10 protein-coding genes are annotated in these 11769 nt (G+C 54.0%); all 10 read left to right on the top strand.

The features are described from left to right. Nucleotides 1–1859 (top strand): LPS-assembly protein LptD (locus B3P58_RS05715; RefSeq protein ID WP_286716465.1); only part of this gene is annotated, 1859 nt, incomplete at its 5' end. Next, a complete protein-coding gene (locus tag B3P58_RS05710) occupies nucleotides 1849–3129 on the top strand; it encodes a peptidylprolyl isomerase (RefSeq protein ID WP_145466411.1) in 1281 nt (426 codons plus the stop codon). The genes B3P58_RS05715 and B3P58_RS05710, both read left to right, overlap by 11 nt. Continuing rightward, nucleotides 3126–4100 (top strand): 4-hydroxythreonine-4-phosphate dehydrogenase PdxA, encoded by a 975-nt coding sequence (gene pdxA, locus B3P58_RS05705; protein WP_230331621.1) that lies wholly within the window; start codon nucleotides 3126–3128, stop codon nucleotides 4098–4100. The genes B3P58_RS05710 and pdxA overlap by 4 nt, the downstream gene beginning before the upstream one ends. 1 nt (nucleotide 4101) lies before the next feature. Continuing rightward, nucleotides 4102–4989: a 16S rRNA (adenine(1518)-N(6)/adenine(1519)-N(6))-dimethyltransferase RsmA gene (gene rsmA, locus B3P58_RS05700; RefSeq protein WP_230331620.1), complete on the top strand. Its 888-nt coding sequence runs from the start codon at nucleotides 4102–4104 to the stop codon at nucleotides 4987–4989. Further along, nucleotides 4986–5363, top strand: coding sequence for a Co2+/Mg2+ efflux protein ApaG (gene apaG / locus B3P58_RS05695; protein ID WP_145466414.1), 378 nt, complete (start codon nucleotides 4986–4988; stop codon nucleotides 5361–5363). Before rsmA ends, apaG begins: the two co-directional genes overlap by 4 nt. A gap of 36 nt (nucleotides 5364–5399) precedes the next feature. Further along, a complete protein-coding gene (locus B3P58_RS05690) occupies nucleotides 5400–6215 on the top strand; it encodes a symmetrical bis(5'-nucleosyl)-tetraphosphatase (RefSeq protein WP_286716464.1) in 816 nt (271 codons plus the stop codon). A 39-nt stretch (nucleotides 6216–6254) separates the two neighbouring features. Continuing rightward, nucleotides 6255–6578 carry a thiosulfate sulfurtransferase GlpE gene (glpE, locus tag B3P58_RS05685; RefSeq protein WP_225693056.1) on the top strand — a complete coding sequence of 108 codons (324 nt, stop codon included), beginning with the start codon at nucleotides 6255–6257 and terminating at the stop codon, nucleotides 6576–6578. 336 nt (nucleotides 6579–6914) lie between these two features. Beyond that, entirely contained in the window at nucleotides 6915–8837 is a 1923-nt protein-coding gene (locus B3P58_RS05680) for a PrkA family serine protein kinase (protein ID WP_225693055.1), read from the top strand. A gap of 42 nt (nucleotides 8838–8879) precedes the next feature. Further along, the gene (locus tag B3P58_RS05675; RefSeq protein WP_225693054.1) at nucleotides 8880–10160 is read left to right on the top strand and encodes a YeaH/YhbH family protein; all 1281 of its coding nucleotides are present in this window, start codon (nucleotides 8880–8882) and stop codon (nucleotides 10158–10160) included. Beyond that, nucleotides 10157–11671: a SpoVR family protein gene (locus B3P58_RS05670; RefSeq protein ID WP_145466419.1), complete on the top strand. Its 1515-nt coding sequence runs from the start codon at nucleotides 10157–10159 to the stop codon at nucleotides 11669–11671. Before B3P58_RS05675 ends, B3P58_RS05670 begins: the two co-directional genes overlap by 4 nt. The last annotated feature ends 98 nt before the right edge of the window (nucleotides 11672–11769 follow it).

Here is an 11769-nt window from a genome sequence, read left to right as displayed (position 1 = left end):
ACTCGGATCTGGCCGCCAGTGAACTGCACCTCGACCAGTATAAAGGCATCGGCAGCGCCTGGCATACCCGTGTACGCGTGGCCGAAGTACCGGTGCTGTATATTCCTTATTACCGCTTTCCGATCGGCGACCAGCGCATGACCGGTTTTCTCGATCCGAAATTCACCCTGAATGAATATGCTCAGGCGGAAGATATTCAGTTGCCGTTTTACTGGAACATTGCCGCCAATGCCGACGCCACCATCGTGCCGCATCATATCCTCGACCGCGGCATGCTGTGGGAAAGCCAGTTCAGACACAAAACCCGCTGGTTTGGTGACGGCGAACTGAACTACGGCTACCTCAATAAAGACGCTACCGAAGGCGAAGAACGCTGGCTGGTGAATTATCAGCAATCCGGTGAACTCGGCGCTGGCTGGCAGCACCGCTGGGTATACAACAACATCAGCGACAAAGATTACCTCAGCGATATGCGTCCGACTGCGGCCATCGACCGCACCACCCACCTGCCACGCCGCGGTGAGATTCTCTGGGATCAGAACAGCTGGCATTTTGATATTACCGCCGAGAGTTTCCAGACCATCGACGAAACCATCGCCCTCGGTAACCGTCCCTACCGCCGTCTGCCACAGCTGAACCTGAGTTATCAGCCACTGGTGATCAATGCCCTGCAGATTCAGCAACGCCTGCAGGCCACCCGTTTTACCCGCGAAGACGAAGCCATTATTAATGACAGCGAACAAACCCTCAGCGGCTTTGCCGCCCTCAACGGTGACCGCCTGCTGTCCGACACCAGCATTGCCTACCCGCTGGAATGGCCATTTGGTTTTCTCCGTCCCAAGGCCGAATTCCGCCAGCGCAGCTATAACCTCACCAACGCCGACGACACGCTCACCGACCCCGAGCTGGACGTCAGCCAGGGAACCGGCCGCTACAGTGTCGATGCCGGTCTGTTTTTTGAACGCGAATTCGACTGGTTTGGCAGCGACTATCAGCAGACGCTGGAGCCACGTCTGTTCTGGGTGAAAAGCCCGTATCTGGCCGGGCAGGATCAGATTCCTAATTTCGACAGCACCAAAACCACCGTCACCTACGCCAGCCTGTTTAACGGCGACCGTTTTACCGGTGGCGACCGTCTGGCCGACCTTGATCAGGTCAGCGCCGGTCTGACCACGCGCTTTATCCGCGATGACGGTCTGGAACAATTCCGCGCCAGCGTCGGTCGTATCTGGTACAACCAGGACCGTCTGGTGCAGCTGAACGGCAGCACCGTGCCTGACGCGGATACTCAGGCCACATCCAGTACGCTGGGCGAAGTGGAATGGAACCCGGATGAAAAGTGGTCGCTGTACCACACGCTGGAATGGGACACCTACGAAGACTTTGCCCGTCAGCGTCGTTATGGTGTGCGCTTTGAAGGGTTGAATAACCGCTTCCTGAACGTTGCCACCAACACGGTGCAAAGTTACAACAACACAACCGACAAAGTGCTGACCAGCACCAAGCAGCTGGATGCGGGCTTCTTCTGGTCGCTGACCGACCGCTGGGCACTGGTTGGACGCCAGCTGCGCGATTTGCGCTCTTATGACAGCAACAGCACCGAGAAAAAGCCGGTCAGCCCGGTACTCGAATCCCTGGCCGGTATCGAATATCAGAACTGCTGCTGGCGGGTACAGATGCTGTACCGCGAAACATCGCCCAAAGATACCGATGCTGATGCCGAATTCAGCACCGACAAACGCTACGGCTTTATGCTCAGCATTCAGCTCAAAGGTCTCGGCAGCTTCGGCAGTGGCACCGACGAAATTATCAGTGAAGGCATAACCGGATACTCAAGACGACAATACCATGACTATTAAAACCCTCCTGCTCAGCAGTATTTTTGCCCTGGCAAGTCAGCACGCGCTGGCTGCTCCGGTACCCATTGATGAAGTGGTCGCCGTTGTCGATGACGACATCCTGATGGCCAGTGAACTGACTGAACGCATTGACAGCGTAAAACGCCAGAATGCCGGTGGCGCTCTGCCGCCGGCCGATGTGCTGCGTGCTCAGGTGCTGGAGCGCATGATTCTGGAAAGCATTCAGCTGCAGATGGCTGACCGCGGCGGTATCCGTATCAGCGATGCTCAGCTGAACGAAGCACTGGGACGTATTGCTGCACAGAACAATATGACGCTGCCGCAATTCCAGAAAGCGATGGAAAAAGAAGGTGTGTCCTTTGCCAGCGCCCGCCAGCAGATTCTGAATGAAATGCGCATATCCCGCGTACAACGCTTTCAGGTCGGTGAACGTATTCAGATCACCGATCAGGACGTCGATTACTTCCTCGCCTCCGATCTGGGCAAAATGGCTTCCGCCGCGGAATACAATCTGGGCCATATCCTGATTGCCGTGCCTTCTGAAGCCTCACCGGCCGATCTGCAGGCCGCCGCTAAAAAAGCCGAAATGCTGGTGAAGAAACTGCGTAATGGCGCCGATTTCCGGCAGATGGCCATTGCTGAATCCAGTGGCCGTACCGCCCTCGATGGTGGCGATCTGGGCTGGCGTAAAGAAGCCCAGCTGCCGGGCATCTTCGCCCCGGTGGCACCTAAGCTGCAGGTGGGTGGCATTTCCGATCCGATCAAAAGCGCCAGCGGTTATCACATCATCAAGCTTAAAGATAAACGCGGTGGCAACACCCAGCTGATTACCCAGACCAAAACCCGCCATATTCTGATCCGCACCAACGAGGTACGCGACCAGCAGCAGGCAGAAGAGCTGATTAATCAGCTGTATCAGCGCCTGCAGGCCGGTGAAGACTTTGCCGCTCTGGCACAGGAATTCAGCGATGACCCGGGCAGCGGCGCCAGTGGCGGTGATCTGGGCTGGGTGAATCCGGGCGACATGGTGCCGGAATTCGATGCCACCATGCAGCAGACCGGTGCCGGAAAAATCAGCGCGCCGTTCGAGAGCCAGTTCGGCTGGCACATTCTGCAGGTTGAAGACCGTCGCCAGACCGATGTCGGCGCCGAAAACCAGCGCAATCAGGTGCGCCAGATGCTGTACGGCCGCCGCTTTGAAGAAGAACTGCCAATCTGGCTGCGTAAGATCCGCTCCGAAGCCTATGTTGATATCAAGGAGCGTCCATGACGCTGCGCCTGGCCATTACCTCCGGAGAGCCTGCAGGCATTGGTCCGGATCTGTGTATTCAGATTGCACAACAGCCGCATAGCTGCGAACGCGTCGTTATTGCCGACCCGGATCTGTTAATGCAGCGCGCAGAGCAGCTTGGCCTGCCACTGCGCCTGCGTGAGTTTGACCCGGCTGCTGAAGCCATTGCCAGCGCCGCCGGCGAGCTGACCGTCTGTCCGGTCAGTCTGCGTGCTCCGGTACGTGCCGGACAGCTCGACAAAGCCAACAGCGCCTATGTGCTGGAAACCCTGCGCGTCGCCGTACAGGGCGCACTGGATAAACACTGGGCCGGTATGGTGACCGCCCCGGTGCACAAAGGCATTATCAATGACGCCGGCATCGCCTTCAGTGGTCATACCGAATACTTCCGCGACTACTGTGGCGTTGAAGAAGTGGTGATGATGCTGGCCACCAGCGATCTGCGTGTGGCCCTGGTAACCACTCACTTACCGCTGCGCGCTGTCGCCGATGCCATTACCCCGGATCGCATCAAACGCGTAACCCGTATTCTGCATCACGATCTGCAAACCTTCTTTGGTGTCGCCAAACCGCGCATTCTGGTTGCTGGTCTGAATCCGCATGCCGGAGAAGATGGCCATCTTGGCCGTGAAGAGCTGGATATTATTATTCCGACCCTTGAGCAGCTGCGCGATGAAGGCATGGATCTGATTGGCCCACTGCCCGCCGATACCCTCTATACTCCCAAGCATCTGCAACAGGCGGACGCAACCCTGGCCATGTATCACGATCAGGGCCTGCCGGTGCTCAAGTTTCACGGCTTCGGCCGCGCCGCCAATATAACCCTGGGACTTCCCGTAATCCGGACTTCGGTCGATCATGGTACGGCGCTCGATCTTGCCGCTACCGGACAGGCTGACAGCGGCAGCCTGCTGACCGCCATCGAAGTCGCACTGCAAATGGCAAACTGACATGACAAGACACAACTCCAAAGCTCAGGGTCACGTTCCGAAAGCCCAGGGCCATAAAGCCCGTAAGCGCTTTGGTCAGAACTTCCTGCACGACCATCATGTGATTGATAAGATCGTGCGTGCTATCAACCCGAAGCACAGCGATGCGCTGGTCGAAATCGGCCCCGGTATGGGCGCCCTGACCGAACCATTGTTAGACGCCTGCGGTAAGCTCGACGTGGTTGAACTCGACCGCGACCTGATCCCGATTCTGCGCACCAAGTTTTTTAACTTTCCGGAATTCCGCATCCACGAAGGCGACGCGCTGAAGTTCGATTTCCGCCAATTGCTGCAACCGGGTCAGCAGCTGCGGATTGTCGGCAACCTGCCGTACAACATTTCCACACCGCTGATTTTCCACTTCCTTTCCCATCACACCATCGTGCAGGACATGCACTTTATGCTGCAGAAAGAAGTGGTTGATCGCCTGGCGTCCGGCCCCGGTACTTCCGACTATGGCCGCCTGGGCATCATGGCGCAGTACTACTGCAAGGTGGAGCCGCTGTTTATCGTTGGCCCTGGCTCGTTTAATCCGCCGCCCAAGGTCGATTCCGCCATCGTGCGCATGAGCCCTTACGATGTGCTGCCTTTCCCGGCGAAAGACACCAAAACGCTGGAACGCGTGGTGCGCGAAGCCTTCAGCATGCGCCGTAAAACCCTGCGTAATACCCTGAAAAACCTGATCAGCGCCGAACAGCTGGAAGCCATTGGTATTGATACCACGCTGCGCCCGGAGCGTCTGACGCTGGAAGAATACGTGCGCATCGCCGATGCCGTTTACGAACTGCAGCAGGCTGACGCCGATGCTGCGCCTGATGCAAACGCGGACGACAGCGGAGAACAGGCATGAGCCTCGACGACAGCATTGTGGTCAGCGTGCAGTGTGAATACCTCGAGCAGCAGTCGGTGCCGGACGAGAAGCGCTTTGTCTTCGCCTACCATATCGATATTCATAACCGCGGCGAGCAGGCCGCAACCCTGCGCTCACGCCACTGGTTTATTGCCGATGGCAACAACGATGTGCAGGAAGTCAAAGGCGAAGGCGTGGTCGGCGAACAGCCGACCATCGAGCCGCATGAAAGCTACCGCTACTCTTCCGGAGCGGTACTCGCCACCCGGGTTGGCAGCATGCGCGGTTACTATGTGATGGAAGCGGATGACGGCACCCTGTTTCACGCCACCATTCCGGTGTTTACCCTGGCGACACCCAACGCCCTGAACTGACATTCGCCCACAACGCCTCGACGAGAAAATTACTAAATGGCAATATACGCAATTGGTGATATTCAAGGTTGTTACGAACCCCTGCAGCGTCTGCTGGCACTGGTGCAGTTTGATCCGCACAAAGATCAGCTGTGGCTGGCCGGCGACCTGGTTAACCGGGGTCCGCAATCGCTCGAAGTCCTGCGTTTTGCCAAAAGCCTCGGCCACCGCGTGCGCTGCGTGCTGGGTAATCATGATCTGCATCTGCTGGCCATGCATTACGGCGGCCACAACAGTCGCAGCAGCGATACCCTGACACCGGTGCTCAATGCTCCGGACCGCGATGAGTTGCTCGACTGGCTGCGCTTTCAGCCTCTGGTCGTGCTGGATGAAGCGCGTAACTGGTGCATGAGCCACGCCGGCATTCCGCCCGCCTGGAGTGCACGCAAGGCACGCAAACGGGCACAGGAAGTCGAAGCCGTGCTGCAGAGCGAAGGCTGCGCTGAGTTCTTCCGCCAGATGTATGGCAACCTGCCCGACCAGTGGCAGAAAGGTCTGCAGGGCATGGAGCGCCTGCGCCTGATCGTCAATTATCTGACCCGGATGCGCTTTATCAGCCCGGCCGGCCAGCTCGATCTGCTCAGCAAAGAAGGTCTGGATCAGGCGCCGCCGGGTTACCTGCCCTGGTTTGAAGCGGAAAACCGCGCCGCAGCAACCACCCGTCTGCTGTTTGGCCACTGGGCGGCACTGGAAGGCAAAGCGAATGGCACCAATGTTTATGCTCTGGATACCGGTTGTGTCTGGGGTGGAGAATTATCAGCCCTGCGTCTCGACGACCAGCAATGGTTCCGGGTGCCGGCTCAGACCGTATAACACCGCCCCATACAACAGCGGGGCCAAGCGAGGTAATACATGAGTGCGTTTAAACATATTACAGCCGGTGATGCCAAAGCCCTGTTTGAGCAGGGCAATGCTGCCATTGCCGATATCCGAGATGCCATGAGCTATTCCGCCGGTCATATCCGCGCGGCAAAGCGGGTCGATAACCAGAATCTGACAGAATTTATGGCAGCCACAGCCAAAGATCAGCCGCTGGTCGTCTGCTGCTACCATGGCAACTCCAGTCAGGGCGCTGCACAGTTCTTCGGCGAGCAGGGCTATACCCATGTCTACAGCCTGGATGGCGGCTACGAGATGTGGAAACTGGCATTCCCGGAGTGGTGCGAGCACAGCTGATAACACCGGCCACAGCAAACGCTGTGGTCTCCCCTCTCCTTTCCCCCTCCCTTGAATCTGAGCCATCCCCGGCGTTACTGAAGCAGCTCTTCTATTCCGTTCAGTAATAAGCGGCACGCTCAATGCATAATTAAATACAGGCTGATCAGGGCGACAAAAAACAGTCATCCCGGATCGGAAATCCAGCCTTAAAAAAGCGTGTAATAAAATTATTTAGTGGCACGACTCAACCAAACTGAACCATACTGGTCTGAGAGAAACAGGCATTAATTAACGGAATTTTATGTAACCGAAAAAAATTACAAGACCGAACAGTTGCTACCGGAGAGGTGAACTATGAGCGTATTCAGCCGATACAAAGACAGGTACTCCGCCACGCAGGAAGAAGTCATGAGCCTGCAGGAATACCTCGAATTGTGCAAACAGGACAAAAGTGTATACGCCACAGCCGCTGAACGCATGCTGATGGCCATCGGTGAACCGGAATTAATCGACACCGCCAAAGACCTGCGCTTAAGCCGCATATTTTCCAACAAAGTACTCAAACGCTATCCGGCCTTCTCCGAGTTCTACGGCATGGAAGAAGCAGTGGAAAATATCGTCTCCTATTTCCGCCACGCCGCTCAGGGTCTGGAAGAACGCAAACAGATTCTCTACCTGCTTGGCCCCGTAGGCGGCGGTAAATCCTCTCTGGCCGAACGCCTCAAGCACCTGATCGAACATATTCCGTTTTATGCAATTAAAGGCTCTCCGGTTTTTGAATCACCTCTGGGGTTATTCGACCCGGAAGAAGACGCTCAGATTCTGCAGGAAGATTACGGAATTCCGCGCCATTATCTCGGCCATGTGATGTCGCCCTGGGCGGTCAAACGCCTGCATGAAATGGGCGGCGACATCAGTAAATTTGAAGTCGTTAAACTCTATCCATCCATTCTGGATCAGATTGCCGTTGCCAAGACCGAACCCGGCGATGAAAACAACCAGGATATTTCTGCTCTGGTGGGTAAAGTTGATATCCGCAAGCTGGAAGATTACTCCCAGGATGACCCGGACGCTTACGCCTATTCCGGAGCACTGAACCGCGCCAACCAGGGCCTGATGGAATTTGTTGAGATGTTCAAAGCACCTATTAAAGTGCTGCATCCGCTGCTGACCGCCACTCAGGAAGGTAACTACAACGGCACCGAAGGCATGGGCGCCATTCCTTATCAGGGAATTATTCTCGCTCACTCCAATGAGTCGGAATGGCAGACCTTTAAAAACAACAAAAACAATGAGGCTTTTCTTGACCGGGTTTATATCGTCAAAGTGCCTTACTGTGTGCGTGTTAATGAAGAAGTCAAAATCTACGAAAAACTGCTTTCCGGCAGCTCATTAGCCAACGCCCATTGCGCCCCCGATACGCTGAAAATGCTGGCTCAGTTCACCGTACTTTCACGTTTAAAAGTGCCGGAAAATTCCAGTATTTATTCAAAAATGCGGGTTTATAACGGTGAAAATCTGAAAGACACCGATCCGAAAGCAAAATCGCTTCAGGAATACCGTGACGCCGCTGGCGTTGATGAAGGTATGAGTGGGATTTCCACCCGCTTTGCTTTCAAAATTCTGTCCAAAGTCTTTAACTTTGATTCAACCGAAGTGGCAGCTAACCCGGTTCACCTGCTCTACGTTCTGGAGCAGGCCATAGAACAGGAGCAATTCCCGGAAGAAGTGCATAACCGCTACCTGAATTTTATTAAAGAATATCTGGCGACCGAATACGTTGGCTTTATCGGTAAAGAGATTCAGACAGCTTACCTCGAATCCTATGCTGAATATGGTCAGAATATTTTTGACCGCTACGTAACCTATGCCGACTTCTGGATTCAGGATCAGGAATACCGCGATCCGGAAACCGGTGAAATGCTTGACCGCGCTTCGATTAACGAAGAACTCGAAAAAATCGAAAAAGCGGCCGGCATCAGTAATCCTAAAGATTTCCGTAACGAGATCGTCAACTTCGTACTGCGCGCACGTGCCAATAACAATGGCAATAACCCGTCCTGGCAGTCGTACGAAAAAATGCGCTCCGTTATCGAGAAAAAAATGTTCTCCAACACCGAGGATCTGTTACCTGTTATTTCTTTCTCGGCAAAATCGTCATCCGACGACCAGAAGAAACACGACGACTTTGTAGCCCGTATGACCGAGAGAGGATACACAGAGAAACAAGTACGGCTGCTGTCTGAGTGGTATCTGCGCGTGCGTAAATCGCAGTAGGCAACGACAACAGCAATCCTGTCGGCTGATAAGGAGTGAGCCATGTCTTATATTATTGACCGTCGCCTGAACGGTAAAAACAAAAGCATGGTCAACCGGGAGCGGTTTTTACGCCGCTACCGGCAACACATAAAAGAAGCCGTGTCGGAATCCATCAATCGCCGTTCCATTACCGATATGGAGCGCGGCGAACAGATCAGCATTCCGACGCGCAATACCCATGAGCCCAGCATCAGCCATGGTTCCGGGGGGAAGCAGCACAGAGTATTTCCTGGCAATAAAGAATTTCATGCCGGAGATCAGCTGGACAAACCCCAGCAGGGAGGGGGCGGCAGCGGCTCGGGCAAAGCCAGCAATCAGGGCGAAGGGGAAGATGAGTTTTCCTTTTATATCACCCGCGACGAGTTTCTGAATTACCTGTTTGATGATCTGGCTCTGCCCAACATGATCAAAAAAACGCTGAGCCAGTCCAAGGAATTCAAAACCCGGCGTGCCGGTTTTGTCTCCGAAGGTACACCCAATAACCTCTCGGTTGTCCGCTCACTGCGTAATGCCCATGCACGACGCATTGGCATGAGCGTCGGCAAACGCAAGAAATTAAAAGAACTGCAGGCGGAACTTGCTGAGCATCTGGCGAAAAACGCTGGGGATACTGCCGAAGTTCTGGCTCTGCAAGAACAGATTGCCGACTTGGAACGGCGCCTGAAAACCATCCCCTTCCTCGACGATCTCGATCTGCGCTATCGCAGTCAGGTCAAAGTTCCGACTCCCAGCAGCAAGGCCGTTATGTTCTGCATTATGGACGTATCAGGCTCTATGACTCAGGACATTAAAGATATCGCCAAGCGCTTTTATATTCTGCTGTACCTGTTCCTGCAGAAAAACTATGAGCATATTGAACTGGTATTTATCCGCCACCATACCAGTGCGCGGGAAGTCAGTGAGGAAGACTTTTTCTACTCACGTGAAACCGGTGGCACCATTGTTTCCAGCGCCCTGAAACTGATGCAGCAAATTGTCGAAGAACGCTACCAGAACACCGACTGGAATATTTATGCCGCCCAAGCTTCAGACGGTGATAACTGGGACGATGACTCTCCGCTGTGCGCCAAAATTCTCGGGGACTCCCTGCTGTCGATGGTGCAGTACTTTGCCTATATCGAAATTACGCCTAATCAGCATCAGGCACTCTGGGAGGCCTATACCGGCCTGAGCCGTCAGTTTGCTTCACGCTTTGCCATGGCTCAGATCCGTAATCCCGGTGATATTTATCCGGTGTTCCGCGAGCTGTTTGCCAAGGATCGTTACCAGGAGGCTGTATGAGCGAAAAGGCCAGAGAATATCTGTCGACCGACTCCGACTGGACGTTCGAACTGCTTGAAGTTTACGACCGCGAAATCGCCCGCATCGCCAAACTGTATAAGCTGGATACCTATCCGAATCAGATAGAAATCATCAGCGCCGAGCAGATGATGGATGCTTACTCATCGGTTGGTATGCCCATCGGCTACAACCACTGGTCTTACGGCAAACAGTTCCTGGCTACGCAAAAGGGTTATAAGCGCGGCCAGATGGGGCTGGCTTATGAAATCGTTATTAATTCCGACCCCTGCATTGCTTACCTGATGGAAGAAAACACCATGCCGATGCAGGCACTGGTAATCGCCCATGCCTGCTACGGCCATAATTCCTTTTTTAAAGGCAATTATTTATTCCGCACCTGGACAGACGCCAGCTCAATTATCGATTACCTGCTGTTTGCCAAAAATTATGTACGCCATTGCGAAGAGCGCTATGGCCAGGAAGAAGTTGAACAGGTGCTGGATGCCTGCCACGCGTTGCAGAATTACGGCGTCGACCGTTATCGCCGGCCAAAACCTATTTCTGCGGCAGAAGAAAAAACACGGCAGAAGGAGCGGGAGAATATCCTGCAGCAGCAGGTGAACGATCTCTGGCGGACACTGCCAGCTTCACTGAAAGCAGAGAAGAATAATAAGAAACGGAAATTCCCCAGCGAGCCGCAGGAGAACATTCTGTATTTTCTGGAGAAAAATGCGCCGCTGCTCGCGCCCTGGCAGCGCGAAATTATCCGTATTGTACGTAAAATATCTCAGTACTTTTATCCACAGCGTCAGACCCAGGTAATGAACGAAGGCTGGGCAACCTTCTGGCACTACACCCTGCTCAATCATCTTTATGATGAGGGCAAGGTTACCGATGGCTTTATGATGGAGTTTCTCACCTCACATACCAACGTTGTTCTGCAGCCGGGCTTCGACTCACCTTACTTCAGTGGCATAAACCCTTACGCGCTTGGCTTCAATATGTTTCAGGATATTAAACGTATTTGCGAAAATCCGACGGATGAAGACCGAGAGTGGTTTCCTGATATTGCCGGATCAGACTGGCTGGAGACCCTGCACTTCGCCATGAACAACTTCAAGGATGAGAGTTTTATCCAGCAGTTTTTGTCACCGAAAATGATGCGTGACTTCCATCTTTTCAGCATTTATGACGATGACGAGAAAAATAAATACCTGATTGAAGCCATCCATGATGAGCGTGGCTACCGTACTCTGCGGGAAATGCTGGCCCGCCAGTATGACCTGTCGGTGCGTGAGCCGAATATTCAGATCTGGTCGGTTGATCTTGAAGGCGATCGCTCACTGACCCTGCGTCATACCATGCAAAATGGTACGCCGCTGTCGACCGACACTCACGAAGTGCTTAAACACCTGCATTTTCTCTGGGGTTTTGATATTCATCTGGAAACCTACAAGGATGAACGAATGGTAAAGCGCCAGAGCTGCCCATCCGTAGCTATCGAAGAATAAACCAGAGGTATAGGCACCTCTGAATAATTCTGCAAAGCTTAGCGTGAGTGCTGCAGAGTGCTTTTGACAAGGCGTCGATTGCAGTGAATGGCGAGTCA

The sequence above is a fragment of the Thalassolituus sp. UBA2009 genome (genome assembly GCF_002335285.1).
Taxonomy (GTDB): domain Bacteria; phylum Pseudomonadota; class Gammaproteobacteria; order Pseudomonadales; family Oceanobacteraceae; genus Venatoribacter; species Venatoribacter alkanivorans.
The sequence above is the reverse complement of the archived record's forward strand: the minus strand, read 5'-3'. Positions and strand labels throughout refer to the sequence as shown.

Coding starts and splice junctions, on each gene's coding strand:
- B3P58_RS05710 (WP_145466411.1), top strand. CDS start 1,849: ATGACTATTAAAACCCTCCTGCTCAGCAGTATTTTTGCCCTGGCAAGT.
- pdxA (WP_230331621.1), top strand. CDS start 3,126: ATGACGCTGCGCCTGGCCATTACCTCCGGAGAGCCTGCAGGCATTGGT.
- rsmA (WP_230331620.1), top strand. CDS start 4,102: ATGACAAGACACAACTCCAAAGCTCAGGGTCACGTTCCGAAAGCCCAG.
- apaG (WP_145466414.1), top strand. CDS start 4,986: ATGAGCCTCGACGACAGCATTGTGGTCAGCGTGCAGTGTGAATACCTC.
- B3P58_RS05690 (WP_286716464.1), top strand. CDS start 5,400: ATGGCAATATACGCAATTGGTGATATTCAAGGTTGTTACGAACCCCTG.
- glpE (WP_225693056.1), top strand. CDS start 6,255: ATGAGTGCGTTTAAACATATTACAGCCGGTGATGCCAAAGCCCTGTTT.
- B3P58_RS05680 (WP_225693055.1), top strand. CDS start 6,915: ATGAGCGTATTCAGCCGATACAAAGACAGGTACTCCGCCACGCAGGAA.
- B3P58_RS05675 (WP_225693054.1), top strand. CDS start 8,880: ATGTCTTATATTATTGACCGTCGCCTGAACGGTAAAAACAAAAGCATG.
- B3P58_RS05670 (WP_145466419.1), top strand. CDS start 10,157: ATGAGCGAAAAGGCCAGAGAATATCTGTCGACCGACTCCGACTGGACG.